This window comes from Bradyrhizobium sp. USDA 4538 (genome assembly GCF_024171045.1).
Lineage (GTDB): Bacteria > Pseudomonadota > Alphaproteobacteria > Rhizobiales > Xanthobacteraceae > Bradyrhizobium > Bradyrhizobium australafricanum.
The window spans coordinates 106,324-130,073 of record NZ_JALJZE010000002.1 but is presented as its reverse complement, the minus strand read 5'-3'; the positions used below and the strand labels follow the sequence as shown (position 1 = coordinate 130,073).

Below are 23,750 nucleotides of genomic sequence, written 5' to 3'. Positions count from 1 at the left end.
TGGCCTCAATGGCAAGAACCCTCCACTTCACAACTGGGTCTAGCAATTACACGGAATGATCTGGCTCAGACGCTCCGATCGGGCATCGACTGACGCGACTTGCGCGCGTCACGCCCGTCGTGCTGAACTAGCGCTGCTCCGGGGCAGGTGCCTCTTCGTCCTCTTCAAGACGATAACGGAAGTTGCAGTGGTCGGCGCCGGCCATGATCGTCTGGGTACGCGTCAACTTGAGCCGCGTGTCGTAACCTTCGCAGAACGAGCCGTCCCGATTGCACGATAGGAGATGGCCGATGGAACCGAGGCCCATCTCACGGTAGGTCTCGGCGTAGCGACAGCGATGGACGTTGAAGTCGAATTGATCGTCCGTGGCCGTGATGACCTCGATCGTCAGAGCATCGTCCTTCGTCCAGAGAGGCTGGAGCTCCCGAAACGACTGCATATTGGTGCCGCCGGGGGTGCGCGCGGCAAAATGCTTGCCGCCGGCGATGGCGGCGCGCCGGATCGCCAGCTCGAGAACGGCTTTGGCCTGATCCTCACCGAAGCGCTCGCACATGACGGCGTAGATGGGCGCAATAACGCCCGCCTCAATCTGTCGCCGTTCAAGAATTCCGATTTCGTTGTCCAACGAAGAACCCGCTTCGGCTTGATCGGTCATGGCAACTCTCCATTCAGCTCTCGATCCGGTGGATCTGTTGGGGTGTCCGGGCGGGACAGAAGTCGTCTGACGGGCGGCATGACTGCGGCCTGGCGTGCCTTATGCAAGGCAAAGGCTGCTTGAAGCCGAATAATCAGATCGGCTGATAGAGCCATCCTCCTTGGACGCGGGTCAAGAACGTTCGCAAAATAAGTACGTGTAGTTCGGTTCGATACCGTGGCGGCTAACGATCGCACAGCGCATTCCAAGTCGTGGACAATGGAGTTCTACGTATATCGGCGGCTAGGGGCCAGCTGTTTGCCGATGGACAGTTGAGGCGCCAACTCGCGTAGGCGAGCCAATCCGTCCGAGAGGGTTGATGACCGCTGGTCCACCTGGAAAATCCATTATCCGGTTCGGCGGACCCGAAACATGCATCGTCAGGGAGATGCGAGCCGAAGCCAGGGCTGAATGCGAACAGTCACGAAGCAAGCGGAAAAAATGGACTGTTATCAAGAATAGCTCGGAAACAAACGGAATGCCGAGCCATCGCTCGGCAGAGCGTGCATCGTTATTTCTGACCGTGGCTCGACACTCAAGAGATAAGAACGCATCATTCCACATCGATCGCATTCTCTGCGCCCGCAGCGCAAGAAGCGCTTCGGTCCGAGCAAGCCCATTGGCCGTAAGGCATTGGAGTGTTGGTATGAGCAGATTGAGGACTCTCAATGTTTCGCGCCGAACAGTTCTGAAGGCGACCGGCATGGCAGGGCTGGCGGCATCGGCTGGCTTCGTAGGAAACAATATCTATTCACCTGCAGTGGCCGGGCCGGCACCCAAGATTCGGCTCGCTTGGACCGAGGTGGCCGCGTGTCATTCTCCGCTAGGTTTCGGAGTAGCAAAGGGCCTGTATGCCAAGCACAATCTTGATGTCGAATTGTTTTATCAGGGCGCCAGTGGCCAGACTCTGATCCAAGCGCTGGCGACAGGCAAGGCCGATGCGGGCGCCGGCCTTGTTGGAGACTGGCTCAAGCCGCTGGAGCAGGGTTTCGATGTCAAGCTGTTCGTGGGGTCGCACGGCGGATGCCAGCGGTTGCTGGCCTCGCAGGCGTCCGGCATCAGGGACATTGCAGGGATCAAGGGGAAAACCATCGCAAGCTACGATGTTGTATCGCCCCCGAAGGTCGCGTTCCAGGTCACGCTAGCGAAGGCCGGCATCGATCCAGAAACGGAGGTCACGTGGAAGGTCGTCCCCTTCGATCTGGTTGGCGAGGCAGTCCACAGGGGAGAGGCGGACGTTGCCGCGCATCTCGATCCGTGGGCGTATTCGATCGAGAAGAAGTTCAATTTCATCAAGCTCGCGGACACTCAGACCGGCGCATACGAGGGGCATACATGCTGTGTCCTCGGTGCCAACGGGCCATTTCTGGCCGCGAACAAGGACGCTCTTCGGCGGCTCGCTGAGGCTAACATTGAGGTGCACGAATACACTGCCAATCATCCCGATGAAGTGGCGAAGTGGTATTTCGAGACCCTGAAACCGGCTGGTCTGTCTCTCGCCGACTTGACCGAGATCCTCGGCTCGCTGGTGTATCACGATCATCCGATCGGCCAGCCGCTGGTCGATCAGATCCGCATCACCGCAGAGGATCTGAAGCTCGTTAAAGTGCTAGATTCAACGACCGACCCAAAGGCCTTTGCGGAGCGGGTCACGGTCAACCTGTTGGCGTGAGGCTTGCGGTGACTGACACGCTCCAGATAGGCCGCCGACTATTGTTGGCGCCGGCGACGTTTTTTGCAGGTCTGTGGCGCGAGGGTCTTCTGGCGGCGCTGGCATGGGCGACGGCGGCGGTGATCACCATAGGGATTCCCGATGTTGTGCCATGGGGCAGCACGGGCCTGTTCGCTGCGATTACCGGTGGGATCGCGGCGATGTTCCTCATTCTATCACCGATTGTACCTCGTCTCAGAGGCGCCCGTGACTTGCTCGTGCATTACGGGCCTTGGTTTGTCGCTGTTGGTGTGTGGCTCGCCCTCTGGGAGTTGACCACCGCGAAGTTCGGTTGGCTCCCCAAGCCGTTCTTCTCCCCGCCGCACGGGCTGCTCAACGTTTACGTGACCGACGGCCAACGCCTTTTGATCTGCATCGGCTATACGATGCGCCTGTGGACGCTTGGCTTCCTCTCCGGCATCCTCGTTGGTTATGCAACCGGTGTAGCGCTCGGCTGGTCGAAGCGCTTCAGTTATTGGGGCATGCCGTTCCTGAAGCTGATCGGGCCGGTTCCGGCGACTGCCTGGATACCCTGTACCTTTTATTTCTTCCCGACCACGTTTGGCGCGAGCGTCTTCATCGTTGCGCTGGCTTCCGGTATTCCGGTCGCAATCCTGACTGCTTCAGGGGTCAATTCCGTGAATCGTACCTTCTACGACGTCGGCCGCATCCTTGGTGCGGATGACTGGTACCTGATCCGCAGGGTGGCAATCCCAGCCTCGACCCCGCACGTTTTTGTCGGCCTGTTCATGGCGCTGTATTATTCATTTGCCGTTCTGGTCGTGGCCGAAATGCTCGGCGCTAAATACGGGCTCGGCTGGTATATCCAGTTTCAGACCGCCTATTCCGGCTATGCGAATGTCTATGCCGCCTTGATCATCATGGCGATATTGTGCGCCGGTCTCATCCGGCTGCTGTTTGTGGTGCGGGACCGTCTGCTGAGTTGGCAGGAGGGATTTATCTGATGTCCATCGCAGCGCTCGCCTCGCCACAGGCTGATGTTGTCAGGTCCGTCAGCATGTCCATCGACGTCCATGCCGTCAGCCATCAGTTCAGCCTGGCCGGCGCGCAGCTTCCGGTAATCGAGGCGCTCGATCTCAATATTGCGCCCGGCGACTTCGTCGCACTGCTTGGACCATCAGGCTGCGGAAAGTCGACATTGCTGCGGTTGATCGCGGGCTTGGAGAAGCCGACCAGCGGCAGCATCCTGGCAGATGGCCGCCCGATCACACATCCCGATCCATCGCGCGGTCTGGTCTTTCAGGATCCGACGCTGTTTCCATGGGCTTCCGTATGGAAAAACGTGGCGACCGGGTTGGAAGCGCGCGGGCGGCTAAAACAGGCGCACAAACGTGTCGACAGTGCGCTGGCACTCGTCGGGCTCGAGGGGTTCGCCGGTGCCTATCCTCACCAGCTATCTGGCGGCATGGCACAGCGAGCGTCGCTGGCGCGCGCACTTGTCAACGACCCGGCGCTGCTCTTGCTTGACGAACCGCTAGGCAAGCTCGATTCGCTGACCCGGTTGACATTGCAGGCGGAGCTAGTGGGTTTGTGGCAGCACAACGGCTTCACCGCACTCCTGGTCACGCACGATGTCGAAGAGGCGCTGGTGCTCTCGTCACGCATCATCGTCCTTAGTGATCGCCCGGCACGCATCAAGGCCGAATTTCGGTTCGACAAGCCGTATCCAAGACATCGCGATGATCCGGATTTGATAACGCTGCGCCGAAGCATTCTCGCAACCCTCGGCCTTCCGACCTGAGGCAAAAGGTGGCGAGGAGGGCGGCGAATCTCCTGTCGGTCGGGATCGTTGTCTTGGTGTTCGCTATCGTCTGGTGGTGGATCACCTACCGGGATGTCGTCCTGTATGCCTATCTTTCGATCCCGGAGGCGGGGCTTTGTCTCGTTGGTCGTTCAGACATATGCGACCTCGCCCGTTCACTGTGTCGAGGCGAGCATCCAGGGTCTATCGTGAAGTACTGGTGGGGAACTTTCTGGATTGGCATGCTCGTCGCGTCTGCGAGCCTGGTGTTGCACAATTCGCGCCCACGATAGTTCGTCCCTTGTCCGGATAGCTCGTCAAATAGGATAAGGCTATTCCGATCTGACAATTTGGCGAACCCGCCGCACCATTGCTAAGGAATAGCGGAAACCCACTGCATTCGAACGGCTGCCACAGCGATCGAGATCGCTAATCGCGACGAAGTTTGCGGTGAGCCGTCTGAGGGAGGAGTTACGAGGCGGTCGAATTGGGTCAGGTCTGCGCGTTGCCGACATGATTCAAGTTAAATGAACATTGCAACAAAGAATGAACCCGGAGCGGCATGTGCTCCAAATCAAACGATTGGCGATGTAGCGACACGCCAGCCGAATAAGCGTCGAGAAAGTCGTTGTAACGGCACGATGGAGCCAGCGATGCTATTGGGGCACCACGGAGACAACTATCATTCAAGGAATGTGAAGATCGCGCACATCGCCGCCGGAAGAGGCCCGATGTTATCGGGTGACGAGTGAACGACGCTTGTTATCCCGTCGGTAACAAACTATGCGCCCGCTGGGAATCTCGCTGGCATTTGGCGGTGTCGCGGCGCTGCGCGAGGTCGACCTGAAGGTCGCGAAAGGCGACATCCGGGCGGTGTGAGCCGGAAGCGGCCTGTGCCCGTAAGCGCTGGTGGGGCGATTGCTGCGCCTTGGCAGCATTGAGAAATAAGAAGGGAAGAAGGGGCGCGTGGTCGAAAATGATCCGATCGGGATTGAGACCGACAATTGCAAATCCGTGATCCTGAGATGCTCGCGTTGCAATATGTCGCTGGTGAGTTGCAAGGGATGAGCGGTAGCTCCAACAGATGAGGCGAGTCATCAAGTTCACCGCCCCTTGCATATCGGCGTTGGCAGTTGCGCCGGTGCCGGATGATCCTTCTTGTATTGAGCCAGGATAGGCTCGAGGGATTCCTTCCGCCAAAATTTCGGAGCGCGGATTTCGTTCAAACAGGAAGCGTTCCAATATAGTCCCACGCCGGATAGCGACCGGCCGGCCGCCACTGCTCGCGCGACGACCTCGATGTCGGCAGACTCAGGATAAATGTAAAGCGTCGTCGGGTTATCCTTCACCATCGCGATAATCTGGCCGGCGTCCGATGGCGACCAACTGGTACACCCGTTGCTGCGGCCGCCAGCGTAATCCTCCAGTGTTCCAAAAGGAACGTACCCCTCGTGATTTGCATACGGACTGCGTGGATCTTTTCGAAGACAGACGTTCCTCAACAGCTCGGCCGGATGCCCGCCGATCTCGCGCTGTCGGGCATTTGCGGTTTCACCCTCGCCATCAAATTGAACGAACGAGCGTATCAGAACCGCGTCTTGTTTCGCCGAAACACGGTAGTAGCCTTTGAAAGACGTCTTCGTCTCGCCGGTCACGTAGGCCCCGCCAGCCGTTAGATTCGAATCCATCGCATTGCCGAAGTTCTTCGCGCAGCGTCTTCCGTTTGCGAAATCCGCGACGCCTTTCAAATCGCGACCGCCGCCATGCCCCGCCGAAATTGCACGAAACGATCGCTCGGATTCGCAGACAACGTAGAACCGACGCCCCAATTTGCCGTCGCCTAAATCGTTGGGACGCGTCGCGTCCATCGCGAAATAGCAAGGATTCTTAACCGCGCCTTGGCTCACTTTTTGCTGGTAAAGCGCGCGTGCCCTCTGCAAGACCAGTTGTGCGATTTGACCTTCGCCTTCGCCGACATGTCCCCTCAGCCAAGCCGGAATATCCGATGATTGCTGCGCGGCAAAAGACCGTGGCGACGCCAGTAAGGCGATGACGATGATGACGAGGCTGAAGATATTGATGATCAGAAGGACGGATCTTGACCGCACCGGTTCAATTCTCCTGCCGAAGCGTCTGCATGCTAGTTCAAGCGTCGCGGCGTGTTCAGCCGTTAGCGCCGGACCTCGCGGCGAGGCAAGCGCGTTAGTCCGCAACGGCGCTCGCAATCGTTCTGATATTGTGCCTGACCATCTCGATATAGCTCGGAGCCTCGCCATCCTTCGCCGTCAGGCTATCCGAATAAAGCGTTCCGCCGATCGCGGCTCCAGTCTCGGAGGCAATCTGGCGCATCAGTCTGGGATCGCTGATGTTTTCCAGGAAGACCGCTGGAATCTTCTCTTTCTTGATCTGCGTGATGATGGTTGCGATATCCCGTGCGCTCGGCTCGGTTTCGGTCGAAACGCCCTGGGGCGCCACGAACGTGATGTCGTAGGCGTCGGCGAAATAACCAAAGGCATCGTGAGTTGAAATCACCCTGCGCCGCTCGACAGGGAACGCCGCGAGCACCTCGCGAACGTCGCGGTCGAGCGCTTCCAGCTTGGTCAGATAGGTCGATGCATTGGCCCTGTACGTTGCAGCATTGGCGGGATCGGCGGCTACCATGGCATCGCGGATATTGGTGACATAGATCTCAGCGTTCGCAACGGATTGCCAGGCGTGCGGGTCGGTTGACCCTGCGCCACGATCACGACTCGGTATCTCGCCGGTAGCCATCTTGCGCGGAACGATGCCGTCGGTTGCGGCGACGATGGTCGCACTGCTGCCGGATGATTTGACGAGCCTCGGTAGCCAGCCCTCCAGGCCGAGGTCATTGACGATCACCAGTCTGGCATTCCTGATCGCCTCCGCATCGGCGGTCGTGGGCGAATAGACGTGGACGTCGCCGTTGGGACCGACCAGCGTCGTGACCTCGACCCAATCGCCGCCAACGTTCCTGGCGAAGTCGCCGAGGATCGAAAATGTCGCCACCACCTTTAGTTTCGTTGCTTGCTGTTCCGCGGAAGCCGGCAAGATCGCCGAGGCCATTGCCACGCCAACCAAGGTCAATCGTCGAAGCTGTCGAAAGCGGGCCTTCTGCCACACGGAGATGTCGTGTGCCGGTCGACCGGCCAAATCGAATCGAAGCCGGCGTCGAGCGTCGGCATGGATCATGGTGTCACGACACAGCTGGAACAACAGAGCCTCACCGCATTGCTTAGTTCATGGAAACCCGGACGGTCTTTTTCTCTTTTTTGTGCTTCAGCCCCGAACCGCCCGCATCTGACGGGGGCTGACCGCACATCTTTGCCTTGCATCCGCCCTGATTGGATGTAATGTTATAACGTTGCATATGACAGGAGCAAGGACATAACAACCCATGACCGATGCTGCACCTCGGATTCCCGTCACGGTTCTGACCGGCTATCTCGGCTCCGGCAAGACGACGCTTCTGAACCGCATCCTCTCCGAGACGCACGGCAGGCGGTTTGCGGTGATCGTGAACGAATTCGGAGAGGTCGGTATCGACAACGATCTCATCGTCGACGCGGACGAGGAGATTTTCGAGATGAACAACGGCTGCATCTGCTGCACGGTGCGCGGTGACCTCATCCGGATCATCGCAGGGCTGATGCGGCGCAGCCGAGCCTTCGACGGCATTGTCGTCGAGACGACAGGGCTCGCAGATCCGGCGCCGGTGGCGCAAACGTTCTTTGTCGACGAGGACGTCCGCCGCAAGACGAAGCTCGACGCCATCATCACTGTCGCGGACGCCAGGCATCTCCTCGAACAGATCGACCGCGCACCAGAAGCGCAGGAGCAACTCGCGTTCGCCGACGTCGTTCTCATCAACAAGGTTGATCTTCTCGATGCGGACGGGCTCGCAATAGTCGAACGTCGTATCCGAAACATCAACCCATATGCGAAGATTCACAGAACGGAGCGCTGTGGTATCGATCTCGCCCAGATACTGGGGCAAGACGCCTTCAATCTCGAGCGCATCCTCGAAGTCGAGCCCGGATTCCTCACCGAAGAACACAAGCACGAACACGACGACGGGATCGGCAGCCTGTCCCTGGTCGCCGATCGACCGATGAAGCCCGGCAGGTTCGTGTCCTGGATTCAGGATGTCACACAGCGCTTTGGTCCGGACATCCTTCGCATGAAGGGCATCGCATCGATCGAGGATGACGATCGGCAATTTGTCGTTCAGAGCGTGCACATGCTCATTGAAGGCGGAAGTCGGCGTCCCTGGAAGGACCAAGAGGCGCGCCAGACACGGCTCGTTTTCATCGGGCGCGACTTGCCAAAGGACCTGCTCAGGCAAGGCTTTGAGGCTTGCTGCGCCTAAAGGGGAGCGAAAATGACCGAGATCGCAGGATTCGTTCCGAAATCCGAGCTCGAGCGGCTTCGCCTCATTCGCGAAGCTCGCGCGATATATGACAGCATCTTTCCACCGACCGATGCGGTCGGTGAGCGACCGCATGACCGAGCCGGCAACGGTGATGCAACCGGACTGAAAGAACCCGCTCCCTCGAAAGGAAACGTTCGAATGACGGGGCGCTCATAGCACTTCGATCCGCCATATGTTCCTCGTCCATTGCAGAATGATCGTACGCATCCGACGGGCCCGACGGGCGCCGTCTTGCGCGACGCGTGGTAGGCGTGTGACCTTATGTAGGTTCCGGCCGTGCGTTGGTGCTCCGGGTCATGATGGATATCAGCGCGCGCGTTCTGATTAGTCTACAGGCGTCGAACGCGTCATTAAGGTCACCAGTCTCCGCACACGCTTGGAAGACCGATTCCCACAACCGAGCGTTCAATCGTCGCAGCGTCATCAAAAGCGCGGCGGCGCTGGCCGCCTCAGCAGTGCCGACACAAGCAACCGCCGCGGAAACCGAGAGGCCGCTCGGTGAAACCGGGTCTCCAACCCGGAACACAGGTCCCTTGCCCCTGGGACTGCTATGCGGGAGGCGGTTAGGCCCGGTCCCGGGTTCTGCAGGCGATCAGCGCGAAGGTGGCTACAGCGCGAACGATCAGCATCCAGTACCGACCCACAAGGCCCGGGATGTGAAAAGGCTGTATCAGGAATTCCTCCGCGTGCCCCTTTTTGTGCGCGAGTCAGAGCCATCCACGCCGGAGACATATTGTTTTTCTATATATGCCCCCGAGGGACCGGCACCGAGCCGATCAGTCGGCCACGCTGGTCTCCAGCCAGTAGCCAACCCCGGATTCGGTTACCAGCAGGCGCGGCTGGTTGGGATCGGCCTTGATCTTCTGTCGCAGCTTGCGCACGAGGATGCGCAGGTACTGGATGTTGTCGCGCTGGTTGCCGGTCCAGATCTCTTTCAGCAGCTGATTGTGCGTCACCACCATCCGACATGCATCGCAAGCACGTGGAGCAGTCGGTATTCCTTCGCGTCAGCTTGACCCTGGTATCGTCGAGCGAGACGGTCTGGCTGGCAAGATCGACCGACAGCGGCCCGACCACGACCACCGGGTACTTGCCGGACGCTGGCGCAGGATCACGCTGGCAGGCGGGTTCAGCGCCGTTGAAGCAGTAGTGCTGCACCAACCGAATTCTGCAGCATTATGTCGGCATGGCTGAGAGCGAGCTGCTCGCCCGAAACATCCGGCTCCGACGTTCGGTAAGGATCGGACCCGCTTGTCCGGCCGGCCCGTGGCGGCGCCAACTTGGTGATGGCCGCTGAGCTGATGTATTTGGGTGGATAGAGATAGAAGTCCATCAGTGGGGTCAGCGAAGCCCCGGATTGCCGCTTCAGGACCGCGAGCGCCCTCGCGCCAGCCTCCGGATAGAGGGCGCTCCAGCCGGCGAAGCTGCTCGCTAATATCTCGAGCGACAGGATCGCGGTCGCGATCCCAACAAAACCCTGGTTGGATTTCTTGGCGCTGCGCGTGGTCGATGCCTTGCGCAACCGCTGCCGGAATTCATGATGGCGTTCGATGAACGGACCGAGCCGGGCACGCCACAGCATGTCGGGCAGGCAGGCGTAGCCGTGAATGTCGTGATAGCTCTCGATCAGATTGCGGCATTGTGCCGTGAGATCGGCCGGCAGGAAATTCAGGTCGATGTCGTCAACTGTGTTGTTGAGAGCGATATCATTTGTACGTTTCGTACCGCTTACCACGAATCGCAGCGCTCCATCTCGATCGAAGCGAACTATTCCGCCCGATGCAGCAAGCTTACGACTAGCTGCAGAAATCGTCGACTCGGTTCACCACGATCGGCATAGCAATAAGATAGCAGCGCATCGATCGTGAGCATGATGCCGGCCCGGCTATGGCGGAAATGACATTGCCTTCTGCAAATCTCTCGTATTGCAACGCGCCGATGTCTCGAAACGAGGAGTCTTCCGCAGACTCCTTGTGCACGTGCGCAGCACACGCAGCTGACGCCGATCCGCCATTGCTGACGATGCCGACCTCTATGTGCGATGCGTACAAAGAACTACTCCTGCCTCGACAGCTATCTGGCCAGCGACTTCTTCAGTCGTTTCATTAACTACTACCGGCTCGAGTGGGGACACGACACCGCGCCGTCCGATCCGAAAGCGTCGGCGCCGCGGCGTGCCGACTGGCCGGCGACGCCGCAGAGCACGCCGCCAATGCCGTTCAGCGAATGGCCCTATGGCGGCACGACGAGCTTCGGCGTGACGAGGTCGGGCTCGGTCGACAGCCCGCTGATGGCGGCGCTCGGCAATACGCCAGCGGGACAGTGGATGAACGAACGATGCCAACAACCTCTGCGGTTGGATCAATGCCGGCGGCAACCTCAGCAACAACAGCGTGCGCGGCGGCAATTCGCCGGCGGCCTACGACTACAACCCGAACACGGTCCAGCTCGACCAGGCTCGACGCCACGGCATTCAACGGTAACGCGAACCTCGGCATTGCGCCCACCAAGAAGGACGCTCTGATCGGTTCGGCAGACATCATCATTCATTTCTGATCCACAGGCGGCGCCGCGCCGACAAGATCGCGCGGCTCCCTCATCGGAATTTGGGGCACGCAATGAAGCAGATTCTCTTCACTGCCGCGGCGCTCGGAGCGTTGCTGCTCGCTGCGCCGGCCGTGAGCGCAGATCGTCCCGTCTACACCAAGGCGCCCACGGTCGCGGTACCGGCCTACGACGGTCCGGCTTCTATGTCGGCGTGTTCGGGCGGCGGACGCTTCGGCAATCACAATCTGAACAACGCGCTCGGCCCGGTCGGTTTCGCCAACTACACCATCAGGAGCAACAATTTCTCTGCGAAATTGCGGTGCGCGGCAGTCAGGATCGTCGTTCGGCAAGTGCTGACGCACGAAACCGTCCATCGAGCTCGGCTGCCGTCCATTTCCGTGCCAGGACGTGGGCCTTGACGCTATCGAAAATGTCGTTCCGACGGCTGAATTCGATGTCGAGCACGGCCTTCGGTCTGCTCCCGTACGCATCAAGCAGGCTGCCGACTTTTCGGCTTCGGCATAGGCTTCGATCATCGCCGAAGTAGTGAACTCCGTTGCTTATGATGAGACGAACGCACGCTCGGCCGCTTGCGCGCGCGCAAGTTGCTCCGGTGGATTGAACCGTGCCAAGACATTGTCCGCTGTCTCACCCGCGAGATCCGAAATGAACTTGATTATCTGCTCTCGGCTCTGAATACCGAGTAACGGCTGCGGCTCCGAGAGAAAATCGAAGAACGCGCTTCCGACCGTCGCGTTGACAGCAGCGGCCGGGAACAGCAACTCCGCATGCGTTGCGTATTTTTCATCGCCAAGAAGCAGCCGGGTAACTTCCGTCGCGGCCTCGGCGCGATGGTCCCAATGCTTGTTGAATTGATCCTGCAGCCATTCGTAGGTGATCCTGTCCTTGTGCTCCTTGAGCGCGCGGATCAGTAGCACGGATTGGACAACTGCATTTTGCGCGCCCTGACCGCCGAGCGGATCAAAGGAGACTGCGGCATCTCCGATTGCTGCAACAGCGTGTCCATTTTTGGTGCGGGCGACGGCGCGTCGAGCCGTCGGTGAGACCGCGCCGAGAAGCCAGGAGTGTGGATCCTCGTGCAAGGGCTTCAGCTGATCGATCAGCCCCGCATCTTCCGGGAAATAGGTCGCGAACAGGTTCACCACGGCGTCACGCGCGCTCTGAGCGTCTTTTACAGTGTTGAAGATGTCGATCCACGGGCTACTGGGCTTGGCGAACCCAATGAACGCCCGCGTGGCGCCGAGGTCCTTGTGCAGATAAGGGCCGAAGAACGTCTCGCCAAAATCGGCATGGATGTTGAACCAGTTGTGCCGGGCGCCGTCCGAGCTGCGATAGGCAAACTGATGATCGGCGCGATCCAGCTCCTTGAATGTTGCGAGCAGCAGGTGCCGCTGCGGCTCGGTGTAGACGGTGCGATCCGGATCAACCGGGAATAGGGACGACAAGCCGCCCTTCCCTGTCGCCACGAGGGTGAGGTCGGCGTCCGCCGCAATCGCATCCAGATCTTCGGGCGTGACCGGGCGCACGACGAATTTTCCGCCTCGCGCCAGGAAACGACCGAGGCGATCGTCGGCACGGAGCCGCGTATCAACGGCCTGCGCCCGATAGTTAAAGGGACGGTCGAACTCGATAACGGGAGTTCGAGCCTCGCCGATGCCGGAGAAGATCCGAACGCTCATGCCGGTGCTGGTCCCGATGTCATAGAGATCCTCGATGACCTCGGCATCGTATTCGAGGGATTTGCCAAAGTAGACAGCCGTCCCCGTGGGAGGCACATCGTTGCGTAGCGATAACCGGTCTCGGTCGCCGTAAATGGTGACATCAAATCCCGCGTTGACGAGGCCAAGTCCGGCCGTCGTCCCGGCAAGACCTGCTCCAATGATCGCGACTTTGCGGTTGGTGTTGGACACGTGGTTCTCCTGAAGGAAAAGTTCTCGGCGCCGAAGGCGGGATCTCGACGTGCGTCATCGTCTCGACGCGTGAAGCTCGCGAGAAGGCGGGGTGCTAGTTACCCTGTTGTCGTGTGGAACGAACGCCGGCACTCCAGGCATATGGAAGCGTCTCGCCATTCAACTCGTACCCGCCAACTGCGCGGAGCTTGAAGATTACAGGGTTGTGGGAAGCGATGGTCCGTGCGTTGCGCCAGTGCCGGTCGATGGCGAGCTTCTCCGAACTGAGGGAAGCGCCGCCGACCTCGAAAAGGGTGGTCACGGCGTCGAGCACGAGCTTGATGACGGTTACCTGTGCCTGCGCTGCAGCAAGCTCGGAGGCATCGAGCTGTTGAGGATCCTGGTGGCGGCCATCAAGCGTCCGCGCGAGCTCGTCGACCGCGGCGAGGACCGTTGCCCGCGCGCCAAAGGCGGCGCTGAGGAGCTGGCCGATCACCTGCTGCACCAGGGGATCATTGCGGGGCAGGTCGGCGACGGCATGGGTGAACGTGCGCGTTCGTGCCTTAATCCAGTCGGTCGTATCCGCCGCGGCGCGTTTCGCAATCCCTGCGAGCGTGGCGAGCAGGATCAGCTGAACGTGGGCGGTTCCAAACACCCTGCCTTCCGTTCCATAGCCGGGACCGATGATCCGATCCGGGCTGACCGTGACATTCTTGAATTCCGCCGTGCCGCTTGCCGTGAGCCGCTGGCCGAAGCCATCCCAGTCGTCCTCGACGCTGACGCCAGGCTGGCTGGTGTCGACCAGGACGGTCACTCGTTTGCCGTCCTGGTCGGCCGCGACAAGCAGATGATCGGCGTAAAGTGTGCCGGTCGTGTAATATTTCAGTCCGTTGAGCCGCAGCGCGGTTCCTTCCGATGTGACGGCGGTCCGGTAGCGATCAACCGCACCCAGGCCCGGCTCGGTGACGGCGACCCCGACCAGCGCGCCGTTCGCGATGGCTCCGAGCCATCGTGCCTTGACGGCCTCATCCTTGTTCAGCTGCAGGTCCTCGACCAGGTTGAAGTGTGCCCGTAACGCCTGCGGCAGGTTGGAATCGGCGGCCGCGAGCGCGATCAGTAGCTCGAAGGTCTGGCGGAGCGTCGCGCCGAGCCCTCCGAACTCGATCGGCACACGCAATGCGCCGAAGCCGGCCTCTTTCAACAGTCTGATTTCCTCGATCGGCAGCGTGCGGCTTCGTTCGCGGGCTACCGCACCTGCTGCGATCGTCTCAAAGATCGGAGCGAAGCGCTCGTGAAGGGCATCGTCGCTGATGCTCGGTCTGCCGGGATGAATGGTCATCGTGCTGCGTCCGCTCGTTCCGTGGGTCCTTGGATGGATTTGTTGTCTTGAAGAATAATCCACGCGCTTGCGAGAGCCAGACTGAATTTCCGTTCGGATGCAACACGATCGTTTGGAGCCGCACGTCGCGCGAAGAAAAATCTGCTGCGTGAGCCGCCGATCGATGTCGTCTATCGACGTCGTCTGAAGTGACGCAAGGATCGGTGAAAAAGATTGCGATGCTCGCGAGCACAGCTAGCGCGAAAGGAGTCTTCTCCGTGCCGTGCGATCTGCGCGGTAGATCGTGTCGAAACGCGATCGAATCGAAGCAAGTTGTTGTCGCGTCTTGCATCGAGTGCGTCGCATGGGCCGAGCCTGGTGACGCCAAGCAGGAAGCAGCCAGGAGCGAGTTTTTCATCCCGCAACGAGATGCGACGAAAGATGCGTGTCGAAAAAGATCGATAAACGCGATGGACGATTGATCGCGTGTTGTGGCGAGATGTCGCGCGAACGAGCCAACGGTGTCGTGCTGAGCGACGCGACGGAGATGTGTGAATGGCGCGACAGATTCGGTTCAATGCGTTCGACATGAATTGTGTCGGCCATCAGTCTCCCGGTGTCTGGGCGCACCCGCGAGACCGCTCATACAAGTACAAGGATCTCGACTATTGGCAGGATCTCGGGCGAACGCTGGAGCGAGGGATATTTGACGGCATCTTCATCGCCGACGTGATCGGCTACTATGACGTCTACAAAAATTCTCTGTTCCATGCGCTCGAGCAGGCAGCGCAGATTCCCGTCAACGATCCCTTGCAACTGGTCGCGCCCATTGCGCTCGCAACCGAGCATCTCGGCATCGGCATCACGGCGTCGACTTCATTTGAGCATCCCTACACTTTCGCGCGCAGGCTCTCGACTGCGGATCATCACAGCAAGGGCCGCGTCGGCTGGAACATCGTGACTTCGTATCTGGAGAGCGGAGCGAAGAATATCGGCCAGGGCGGGCTACGCCGTCACGATAATCGGTACGAGGTGGCGGCCGAGTATGCCGAGGTGCTCTACAAGTTGCTGGAGGGGAGCTGGGAGGAGGGGGCCGTCCTGCGCGACGCCGGGAAGAGGATATTCACCGACCCTTCGAAGGTGCACGAGATCGCGCACAAGGGACGATACTTTGATGTGCCTGGCTATCATCTCTGTGAGCCGTCGCCGCAGCGGACGCCGGTGCTCTACCAGGCCGGCGCGTCGGGAGCCGGCAAAGCGTTTGCGGCCCAGCACGCCGAATGCGTCTTCGTCGCCGCCCCGATCAAGCCGGTTCTGAAATCTTACGTCACCGAGGTGCGCCGGATCGCGGCTGAGGCCGGTCGCGATCCGCGCAAGATCCTGACCTACAATCTGGTCACGGTGATCGTCGACGAGACCGACGCGAAGGCGGAGGCAAAGTTCAGGGAGTATCAGCAATACGCCTCCTATGACGGCGCGCTGGTGTTCATGTCGGGATGGAGCGGCATCGATTTCGGACAGTACGCGCCGACCGATCTGGTCAGGAAGGTCGAAACGAATGCGATCGTTTCCGTGGTCGACCATCTCGCCAGCGGCAGCAAGTCCTGGACCATCGAGGAACTGGCGCGCTGGGGCGGCATCGGCGGGCTCGGTCCGGTGTTCGTCGGTTCGCCGTCGACGGTGGCCGATATCCTGCAACAGTGGGTGGAGGAGACCGACGTCGACGGATTCAATCTCGCCTATGCGGTGACGCCCGAGACTTTCGAGGACGTCGTCAATCTGCTGGTTCCGGAGCTGCAGAAGCGTGGCGTCTATCCGACCGGCTATCGTCCTGGCACTCTGCGGGAGAAGCTGTTCGGAGACGGCCCGTACCTGCCGGCGAGCCATCCGGCAGCAAGCTATCGCGACATCCAGGCGGTCAAGCGCCGCGAGCGCGAGGCGGCCGGTTCGGCCGCGCGTCAGCCCGTCGAGGCGTGACGGGCAATGGCCGAACCGATTCTACAGCTGCATGACGTCTCGCTGTCGTTCAAGGGGATCAAGGCGCTGAATGCGCTGAGCTTCAATGTGGAGCGAGGCGAGATCTGCGCGCTGATCGGTCCGAACGGGGCCGGCAAGAGCTCGCTGCTCAACATCATTAACGGGGTCTATCGGGCCGACGGTGGCAGCATCACCTTCAATGGTGAGCAGTTCGTCCGGATTCGCCCGGCACAAGCCGCGCATTTGGGCATTGGCCGGACCTTCCAGCACAATGCCCTGTTCCGGCATCTCAGCGTCCTCGACAACGTACTGGCCGGACTGATCCGGCATTGCCGCGCCAGCATTGTCGAGCACGCCTTCGGCATAGGCCGCGACCGGCGCGAGTCGCGCGAGTTCAACCGTCGGGTCGACGAGATCGTCGCCTTTCTCGACCTGACCAAGCATCGTGACCGGGTGGTCGCGACGCTTCCTTATGGCGTTCAGAAGCGGGTCGATCTCGCGCGGGCACTGGTCGGTGGCCCGAGCCTGCTGCTGCTGGACGAACCGATGGCGGGGATGAACCAGGACGAAAAGCACGAGATGAGCCGCTTCATCCTGGAGACCAACGCGAGCCTTGGCACCAGCATCGTGCTGATCGAGCACGACATGAGCGTCGTGATGGGGCTCTCGCATCACGTGGTCGTGCTCGATTATGGCCGCAAGGTCGGCGATGGCTCGCCAGAGGAGGTGCGTCGGAACCCGGACGTGGTCGCCGCCTATCTCGGCACGGCACATTGAGGTCCAGATGAGCTTCTTCGTCGAAACGCTGGTCGGCGGCCTGCTTGCGGGCGTCATGTACTCGCTGGTTGCGATTGGCTTTGTGCTGGTCTTCAAGGCGTCCGGCGTTTTCAATTTCGCACAAGGCTCGATGGTGCTGTGTGCGGCGCTCACCTTCGTGACCCTGCGCGACAAGGGCCTCGATTTCTGGCTGGCCGCGCTGATCACGCTTTCGGTCATGGTGGTGCTCGGGATCGCGGTGGAACGCGTCGTGTTGCGGCCGTTGGTCAACCGGCCGCAGATCACGCTGTTCATGGCGACGCTGGGCGTATCCTTCGTGATCGAGGGCGTCGCGCAGATCGCGATGGGGGCGAGCGTTCACGAGCTCGATCTCGGCATCGTCGATACCCCGATCGAGATCGGCGGAGTCCAGGTCAGCCAGTTCGACCTCGCGGCGGCGGGCACGGCCGGCATTCTCGTGGTCGCGCTCTCGATCTTCTTCAACAAGACGCGCGTCGGGATCGCGCTGCGTGCGATCGCCGACGATCCTCAGGCCGCACTCTCGATCGGGATCCGGCTCCAGACGCTGTGGCAGATCGTGTGGGGCGTCGCGGGCTTCGTCTCGCTGGTTGCAGGTCTGCTGTGGGGCGCGCGCCAGGGCGTGCAGTTCGCACTCACCCTCGTCGTGCTCAAGGCGTTGCCGGTGCTCATCATCGGCGGATTTACGTCGATCGCGGGCGCGATTATCGGCGGGCTGATCGTCGGCGCAGGCGACAGCCTCGCTGAAATCTATCTCGGAAGCCTGCTGGGAGGCAGCGTATCGACCTGGTTCGCCTATGTGCTGGCGGTCGCTTTCCTTCTGGTCCGCCCGGCTGGCCTGTTCGGCGAAGCGCCGATCGAAAGGATTTGATGCATGTCTGCGATCGGCACCGATGCCATCGAAGGGTTCAGCGCCACTGGTGACACCGCCCGGGTTACGCGCGATCGGCTGCGCGTCGGCTCGGCGGTGCTGCTGCTTGCCGCACTGGTCGGTATTCCCTTGGTGGCCAACGATTACTGGCTCAATGCCGTCCTGATTCCGTTCCTGATCATGTCGCTCACCGCGCTGGGGCTGAACCTGCTGATGGGCTACGCCGGGCAGGCGTCGCTCGGCACCGGCGGGTTCATGTCGGTCGGTGCCTATGCGACATACAATCTGCTGCTGCGCCTGCCGGAGCTGCCGCTGCCGGTCAGCCTGCTGCTCGGGGGCGTCATCTCCGGGCTCGTGGGCATCGTCGCCGGGCTGCCAAGCCTGCGGATCAAGGGTTTCTACCTCGTCGCATCGACGCTGGCGACGCAGTTTCTGCTCGAATGGTTGTTCAATCAGTATGGCTGGTTCTCGAACTATTCGACCTCAAGCTCGATCTCGGCGCCACGGCTTGCGATCTTCGGTCATGATCTCTCGAGCCCGACCGGTCGCTATTTCCTGACTCTCGCCACCGTCGTCGTCGTGACGGCCGTCGCAACACGGCTGGTCCGCAGCCAGACCGGCCGGACCTGGATGGCGATCCGCGACATGGATACCGCGGCTGCGGTGATCGGCATTCCGGTATCCGCCGGAAAGCTGAAGGCGTTCTTCGTGAGCTCGCTGGTGATCGGGATCGCAGGTGCGCTCTGGGCCTTTGCTTATCTCGGCACGGTCGATGCGCGCAGCTTCAACCTGGATCGTTCGTTCCAGGTGATGTTTGCGATCATCATCGGCGGTATGGGCAGCATCAGCGGCAACTATCTGGGCGCCGCCTTCATGATCTTGCTGCCGATCCTGCTCGATCATGTCGGAGGCACCGTGTTCGGTGGCGCGATCGATCCCGGGCAGCTTGAAAATCTTCAGAAGGCGTTGTTCGGCGCGCTGATCGTCTGGTTCCTGATCAAGGAGCCGAGAGGGCTCGCTGCCTTGCTGTCGCGAGCATGGACGCAGCTGGCTTCTCGGCTGGGCCGCTAGCAAGCAACGAAACATCATCCGTGGGTGTGAGCCGCACGCACGGCCAAGCGAGAATTCTGCATCAAATGGAGGGTAAGCAGATGTCTTTACGGAAGCAGAAGCGGATCATGAGCAGGGCGATCGGGCTGACAGCCCTCGTTCTGTCGGCGGCCATCGGTGCCACTGCGTCGGCGGAGGACGCAAAAACACAATACTTCCCGCTCGCGACATTTCGCGTCGGGGCCTACGCGTCGAGCGGCATTCCGGTCTGGGCCGGCGAGATCGATTATTTTCGCTATATCAACGAGGTCGAAGGCGGCATCAACGGCATCAAGCTGGTCTGGGACGAGTGCGAGACCAATTGGGAAGTCGAGAAGGGCGTCGAGTGCTATGAACGGGTGAAGGCAGGCAAGAATGGTTCGCCGGTGCCGATCTTCCTGCCGCATGGCGATCCGATTTCGAAGGCGCTGACCGAGAAATCGGTGGCTGACAAGATTCCGCTGGTCACGATCGCCTATGGCCGCACCGAGGCGATCGACGGGCGGGTGTTCCCGTACAGCTTCCCGGTTGTCTTCAGCTTCTGGAGCGAAGCTTCTTCGGCGGTCAATTTCATCGCGGAGAAGGTCGGCGGCAAGGACAAGCTGAAGGGCCTCAAGATCGCGACCGTGTATCACGATTCGCCCTACGGCAAGGAAACCCAGGTCCCGCTTGCCCACCTTGCCAAGACGTATGGCTTCGAGGACATCCAGATTCCGGTGCCGCATCCGGGCAATGAACAATCGGCGCAATGGGCCAAGATTCGCCAGCTCAAGCCTGACTGGGTGTTCTTGCGAGGTTGGGGCGTCATGACGCCGGTTGCGATCAAGACCGCCGCCAAGGTGGGCTTTCCGGTCGATCATATCATCGGTGGCATCTGGTCGGGCTCCGAGGAGGACGTTCGCCCCGCCGGCGCGGTAGGCAAAGGCTATCTCGCGATCACGCCATTCCCCGCCGGCGCGAATTTCGAGATCCACCAGAAGCTCAAGAAGTACATTCTCGACAAGGGTCTCAGCGATCTCAAGGACCCGAAGAGCTTCGGCTCGGTCTACTACAATTCCGGCGTGGACGAGGCGATCGTCGCGGTGGAGGCGATCCGGACCGCACAGGCGCATTTCGGCGTGCGGCCGATCAACGGCGAGGAAGCGCAGTGGGGCCTCGAACACCTCGACCTCTCCGAGAAGCGCCTTGCGGAAATCGGCGCCACCGGTCTCCAGCAGCCGCTGAAGCTCTCGGCCAAGGACCACGAGGGCGGTGGTGCGGGCAAGGTGCTGCAGTGGGACGGTGAGAAGTGGAACGTGGTGTCCAACGGTTGGGTGAAATCCGACCGGGACCTGCTGCTGCCGCTGATCTATGAGCGCGCTGCCGCCTACGCCAAGGAAAAGGGCATCACGCCGCGCGATGCAACCAACTGATGTTGCCCGGAAGGATCGCCAAAAGGACCGTCATGACCATGTCGCCGTTTCTCGAAGTCGATAACATCGAGGTCCTCTACAGTCAGGCGATCCTGGCCTTGCGCGGCGTATCGCTCAGGGTCGAAGAAGGATCAATCGTTGCTCTTCTCGGCGCCAATGGCGCCGGGAAGACCACCACGCTGAAGGCAATCTCGAACCTGCTCGCGTCCGAGCGCGGTCACTTGAGCCGCGGCGCAATCACGTGGCGCGGCGAGGTCACCGGAACGCTCGGCCCGGCCGACCTCGTTGCCAGGGGAGTGGTCCAGGTTCTCGAAGGTCGTCACGTCTTTCCTCAACTCACGGTCGAGGAGAACCTTCTCAGCGGCGGGTTTGTGCGCCGGCCCAGCCGCCGTGAACTCGCCGACGATCTCGAGCGTGTCTACACCTGGTTTCCGCGGCTCAGGCAGCGCCGCAGCGTGCGTTGCGGCCTGACGTCGGGCGGTGAGCAGCAGATGGTTGCGATCGGGCGTGCGATGATGACGCGTCCGACCCTCGTGCTGCTTGACGAGCCCTCGATGGGCTTGGCGCCGATCATCGTGGAGGAGATCTTCCACATCATCCGTGATCTCAATAGGAACGAGGGTGTCAGCTTTCTGCTGGCCGAGCAGAACGCCCATCTTGTTCTTCAATTTGCCGATCACGGCTACGTTCTCGAGAACGGCAAGGTCGCTGCGTCAGGCACGGCGGCCGATCTGGCCGAGCGGGACGACGTTGCCGAATTCTATCTCGGTGCCGCAGCGGCCGGAACGGCGGCGGAACCGGTCCAGACCACGACTGTATGAGCAGGGGCTGCGCGCCATGGCGATTCGTTTTGGATATTGGATGCCGCTCGGCAGCGGCGGCTTCGTCATCAGCGACGTTCCGCAGCGCACCGACTGGACGCTCGACTACAATGCTTCCCTCGCGCGCGAGGCCGAAGAGCTCGGCTTCGAATATGGCCTGGCGCCAGCGCGCTTCATCGCGAGCCATGGCTGGGAGTTGCAGCAGGAAGCCATCACCTGCACGGCAGTGCTCTCCGCCCAGACCGAGCGGCTGAAGCTCATCAGCGCGATTCACACCGGCTTCTGGCACCCGGCCATGATCGCGAAGGTGGGGGCCACGATCGACGTCTATTCCAAGGGGCGGTTTGCGATCAACATCCTCACTGGCTGGTTCAAGGACGAGTTTCGCGCCTTCGGCGAGCCCTGGCTGGAACATGACGAACGGTACCGCCGCTCGGAAGAGTTCATCCAGGTGCTCAAGGGTCTCTGGACACAGGACCGTTTCACCTTCAAGGGCGACTTCTATAGCATCAACGACGCCTGGTTGAAGCCGAGGCCGATCTCGCAACCGCATCCGGAGATTTTCCAGGGCGGCAATTCCAAGGCCGCGCGCCGGATGGCCGCGAAATATTCGGATTGGTATTTTCTCAATGGCACCACGGTGGAGGGCGCCAAGCACCAGATCGACGAGGTCCGCGCGCTCGCCAAGGCGGAAGGCCGCACCGTCAAGTTCGGGCTCAACGGCTTCATCATCCAGCGGCCGACCGAGCGGGAAGCGCTCGAGCAGCTCGAAGCGATCATCGCCGGCGCCGACCCCGAGATCGTGCAGGCCTTCGCCGACCAGGTGAAGCAGGCTGGCGCGTCGACAGCGGAGAGGGTCGGGATGTGGGCAGATTCGAGCCACGCCAACCTGGTTCAGCCCAACGACGGCTTCAAGACCCGTCTGTTCGGTCCTCCCGAGCTGATCGCGGAGCGTATCCGGGCCTATGAGGCGATCGGCGTCGACATGATCCTCTGCGCCTTCCTGAATTTCACTGACGAATTGCCGGCGTTCGGCAGAGAGGTGATTCCGCTGTTGAACCCAGCCAAAGCCAACCGAACCCACGAGCCAGAGCCTGCCTGAGACGACTGCAAAATGTAAAAAAGGGATGATCTGCATATAGGCCAACCAAACGGGAGAGCGCGGCAAACTCAAAAGCGCACCCACGCGGCGCTTATCCGATGAGCCGCAGGAGCGGCGATACGGCCGAGCATGTCAGCAAGGCACGGCTGCGGAACCTATGAGACAACTTCCGGCCCAGAGACCTTTGGCATTCTCCATCACACCGCGCAAGGCGGCATTCGCCGGAAACTGAACGCGACCAAGTGTCGATCAACTATCCTGTCCTCGGCGGTTTAACTCTCCTCGGTGGTTTAAGAGGCGCGCGCTTACGACCTTCATGCAACGTATTTGGAGCTTTGGCGCGTTTGGAATGCTGAACAACTAATTCGAATGGATGAACACCCAGCGCGTCGGCGATGCGATCAAGGATATCAATTGTCGGGTTTTTGGATTGCCGCTCGAGGCTCGCCAAGTAGGAGCGGTCAATCCCAGCCTCATGTGCCAGCTTCTGTTGCGAAATACCGCGCTCCACGCGGATTCGACGCACATTTAGGGCCATAAGAGCACGAGCTTTCATGTGCCGATCATGTCTGCGCCCGGATATTTAAACCACTGGCTATAATCCAACTATTTGAGTCGACACACGATCCATCAGCACACCGCATGGTCGACATATCGGAACGCTCGCAACGCGATCGAGCAAGTGCTTTAAAAGAGGTTAGAATCTCGATGGGGAAGCTGGAACACTATAAAAAGCCCACAATCTCCAGCGATCCTTGCGAGCTTAAGCCGGGAGACTACTATTCCATTCGACGCTGCACCGAGCGATCCGACCCTGACCCCGTATGACCGCGAGTACGTCGTTACCTACATGCGTCTGTTGGATGCGGATGCGGACGGTGCCGACTGGCGGGAAGTCGCGGAGGTCGTGCTGCACATCAATTCCAAACGCGAGCCGGAGCGCGCCCGCCGCGCCTATGAGAGCCATCTCTCCCGCGCCAAGTGGATGAGCAGACACGGTTACCGGCACCTCTTGCGGAGCGGCTGGACTTAACCTTCGATAGTCCGCGTAGGACGGCTTCCGCGCGCATAGAGACGGCCATGTAATGCCGCGCGGCCTTGATGGACTTGTGCCGATCCGATCATTCTCGGCGATATCAGGATCTGCGAGAAGGCGCTGCAGTCGTTTTTGGCGCCAAGCCTGCACACGACGTAGGCGCGGCAGAACCGCTTGCCTTACCGCATGGGTCTGTTGAAGCTTCCTCGGCATCGTTGCTCCTTGCCCGTGAGTTGCGAGATTAGCGCAATTTCA

At 60.6% G+C, this 23,750-nt stretch carries 23 protein-coding genes; 15 read left to right on the top strand and 8 right to left on the bottom strand.

The annotated features are described in order from the left end of the window. Window positions 1-127: 127 nt before the first annotated feature. Window positions 128-655 carry an L-2-amino-thiazoline-4-carboxylic acid hydrolase gene (locus tag J2R78_RS41900; RefSeq protein WP_253610258.1) on the bottom strand — a complete coding sequence of 176 codons (528 nt, stop codon included), beginning with the start codon at window positions 653-655 and terminating at the stop codon, window positions 128-130. 685 nt (window positions 656-1,340) lie between these two features. Here J2R78_RS41900 and J2R78_RS41895 point away from each other — a divergent pair. Genes J2R78_RS41895 through J2R78_RS41885 form a run of 3 tightly spaced genes read left to right on the top strand, consistent with a single transcriptional unit; the run spans window position 1,341 to window position 4,167 of the window. Further along, on the top strand, window positions 1,341-2,366 hold the full coding sequence (locus J2R78_RS41895; RefSeq protein WP_253610259.1) for an ABC transporter substrate-binding protein: 1,026 nt from the start codon (window positions 1,341-1,343) through the stop codon (window positions 2,364-2,366). A gap of 8 nt (window positions 2,367-2,374) precedes the next feature. Then, entirely contained in the window at window positions 2,375-3,370 is a 996-nt protein-coding gene (locus J2R78_RS41890) for an ABC transporter permease (protein ID WP_253610260.1), read from the top strand. Next, window positions 3,370-4,167: an ABC transporter ATP-binding protein gene (locus J2R78_RS41885; protein WP_253610262.1), complete on the top strand. Its 798-nt coding sequence runs from the start codon at window positions 3,370-3,372 to the stop codon at window positions 4,165-4,167. Before J2R78_RS41890 ends, J2R78_RS41885 begins: the two co-directional genes overlap by 1 nt. Before the next feature lie 1,103 nt (window positions 4,168-5,270). Here the strand turns inward: J2R78_RS41885 and J2R78_RS41880 are convergent. Beyond that, window positions 5,271-6,275, bottom strand: coding sequence for a murein L,D-transpeptidase catalytic domain family protein (locus J2R78_RS41880; RefSeq protein WP_253610263.1), 1,005 nt, complete (start codon window positions 6,273-6,275; stop codon window positions 5,271-5,273). Between the two features lie 94 nt (window positions 6,276-6,369). Further along, window positions 6,370-7,251 (bottom strand): metal ABC transporter substrate-binding protein, encoded by an 882-nt coding sequence (locus tag J2R78_RS41875; protein ID WP_253610264.1) that lies wholly within the window; start codon window positions 7,249-7,251, stop codon window positions 6,370-6,372. A gap of 331 nt (window positions 7,252-7,582) precedes the next feature. Between J2R78_RS41875 and J2R78_RS41870 the strand changes: the two genes are divergently transcribed. Together J2R78_RS41870 and J2R78_RS41865 are read left to right on the top strand one after the other, a co-directional pair. Beyond that, entirely contained in the window at window positions 7,583-8,554 is a 972-nt protein-coding gene (locus J2R78_RS41870; RefSeq protein WP_253610266.1) for a GTP-binding protein, read from the top strand. A 12-nt stretch (window positions 8,555-8,566) separates the two neighbouring features. Then, window positions 8,567-8,773, top strand: a complete 207-nt coding sequence (locus J2R78_RS41865; RefSeq protein ID WP_253610267.1) for a hypothetical protein — start codon at window positions 8,567-8,569, stop codon at window positions 8,771-8,773. A 620-nt stretch (window positions 8,774-9,393) separates the two neighbouring features. On the opposite strand, the gene J2R78_RS41860 is transcribed toward J2R78_RS41865, so the two are convergent. Together J2R78_RS41860 and J2R78_RS41855 are read right to left on the bottom strand one after the other, a co-directional pair. After that, window positions 9,394-9,579 carry a winged helix-turn-helix domain-containing protein gene (locus tag J2R78_RS41860; protein ID WP_253610269.1) on the bottom strand — a complete coding sequence of 62 codons (186 nt, stop codon included), beginning with the start codon at window positions 9,577-9,579 and terminating at the stop codon, window positions 9,394-9,396. 167 nt (window positions 9,580-9,746) lie between these two features. Next, window positions 9,747-10,352 (bottom strand): hypothetical protein, encoded by a 606-nt coding sequence (locus J2R78_RS41855; protein ID WP_253610271.1) that lies wholly within the window; start codon window positions 10,350-10,352, stop codon window positions 9,747-9,749. A 306-nt stretch (window positions 10,353-10,658) separates the two neighbouring features. Between J2R78_RS41855 and J2R78_RS41850 the strand changes: the two genes are divergently transcribed. Both J2R78_RS41850 and J2R78_RS41845 read left to right on the top strand, forming a co-directional pair. Further along, window positions 10,659-11,141 carry a hypothetical protein gene (locus J2R78_RS41850; RefSeq protein WP_253610272.1) on the top strand — a complete coding sequence of 161 codons (483 nt, stop codon included), beginning with the start codon at window positions 10,659-10,661 and terminating at the stop codon, window positions 11,139-11,141. A 94-nt stretch (window positions 11,142-11,235) separates the two neighbouring features. Beyond that, a complete protein-coding gene (locus J2R78_RS41845; RefSeq protein WP_253610273.1) occupies window positions 11,236-11,583 on the top strand; it encodes a hypothetical protein in 348 nt (115 codons plus the stop codon). A 141-nt stretch (window positions 11,584-11,724) separates the two neighbouring features. On the opposite strand, the gene J2R78_RS41840 is transcribed toward J2R78_RS41845, so the two are convergent. Both J2R78_RS41840 and J2R78_RS41835 read right to left on the bottom strand, forming a co-directional pair. Further along, window positions 11,725-13,095 (bottom strand): styrene monooxygenase/indole monooxygenase family protein, encoded by a 1,371-nt coding sequence (locus J2R78_RS41840; RefSeq protein ID WP_253610274.1) that lies wholly within the window; start codon window positions 13,093-13,095, stop codon window positions 11,725-11,727. Between the two features lie 94 nt (window positions 13,096-13,189). Further along, complete coding sequence (locus J2R78_RS41835) at window positions 13,190-14,413, bottom strand: acyl-CoA dehydrogenase family protein (RefSeq protein WP_253610275.1); 1,224 nt, start codon at window positions 14,411-14,413, stop codon at window positions 13,190-13,192. Between the two features lie 534 nt (window positions 14,414-14,947). On the opposite strand from J2R78_RS41835, the gene J2R78_RS41830 reads away from it, so the two are divergent. From J2R78_RS41830 to sfnG, 7 genes are all read left to right on the top strand, one after another. Next, on the top strand, window positions 14,948-16,369 hold the full coding sequence (locus J2R78_RS41830) for an LLM class flavin-dependent oxidoreductase (RefSeq protein WP_253610277.1): 1,422 nt from the start codon (window positions 14,948-14,950) through the stop codon (window positions 16,367-16,369). A 6-nt stretch (window positions 16,370-16,375) separates the two neighbouring features. Next, window positions 16,376-17,146, top strand: coding sequence for an ABC transporter ATP-binding protein (locus J2R78_RS41825; RefSeq protein WP_253610279.1), 771 nt, complete (start codon window positions 16,376-16,378; stop codon window positions 17,144-17,146). A gap of 7 nt (window positions 17,147-17,153) precedes the next feature. After that, entirely contained in the window at window positions 17,154-18,035 is an 882-nt protein-coding gene (locus tag J2R78_RS41820) for a branched-chain amino acid ABC transporter permease (RefSeq protein WP_253610281.1), read from the top strand. Window positions 18,036-18,038: 3 nt separating this feature from the next. Continuing rightward, window positions 18,039-19,106 (top strand): branched-chain amino acid ABC transporter permease, encoded by a 1,068-nt coding sequence (locus J2R78_RS41815; protein WP_253610282.1) that lies wholly within the window; start codon window positions 18,039-18,041, stop codon window positions 19,104-19,106. An 80-nt stretch (window positions 19,107-19,186) separates the two neighbouring features. Next, on the top strand, window positions 19,187-20,536 hold the full coding sequence (locus J2R78_RS41810; RefSeq protein WP_375167149.1) for an ABC transporter substrate-binding protein: 1,350 nt from the start codon (window positions 19,187-19,189) through the stop codon (window positions 20,534-20,536). A 32-nt stretch (window positions 20,537-20,568) separates the two neighbouring features. Next, on the top strand, window positions 20,569-21,357 hold the full coding sequence (locus tag J2R78_RS41805; RefSeq protein ID WP_253610283.1) for an ABC transporter ATP-binding protein: 789 nt from the start codon (window positions 20,569-20,571) through the stop codon (window positions 21,355-21,357). A gap of 16 nt (window positions 21,358-21,373) precedes the next feature. Then, a complete protein-coding gene (sfnG, locus tag J2R78_RS41800; RefSeq protein WP_253610288.1) occupies window positions 21,374-22,459 on the top strand; it encodes a dimethylsulfone monooxygenase SfnG in 1,086 nt (361 codons plus the stop codon). A 253-nt stretch (window positions 22,460-22,712) separates the two neighbouring features. On the opposite strand, the gene J2R78_RS41795 is transcribed toward sfnG, so the two are convergent. Then, window positions 22,713-23,015: a helix-turn-helix domain-containing protein gene (locus J2R78_RS41795; protein WP_253610290.1), complete on the bottom strand. Its 303-nt coding sequence runs from the start codon at window positions 23,013-23,015 to the stop codon at window positions 22,713-22,715. Between the two features lie 225 nt (window positions 23,016-23,240). Between J2R78_RS41795 and J2R78_RS41790 the strand changes: the two genes are divergently transcribed. Continuing rightward, window positions 23,241-23,492: a DNA -binding domain-containing protein gene (locus J2R78_RS41790; RefSeq protein WP_253610623.1), complete on the top strand. Its 252-nt coding sequence runs from the start codon at window positions 23,241-23,243 to the stop codon at window positions 23,490-23,492. The last annotated feature ends 258 nt before the right edge of the window (window positions 23,493-23,750 follow it).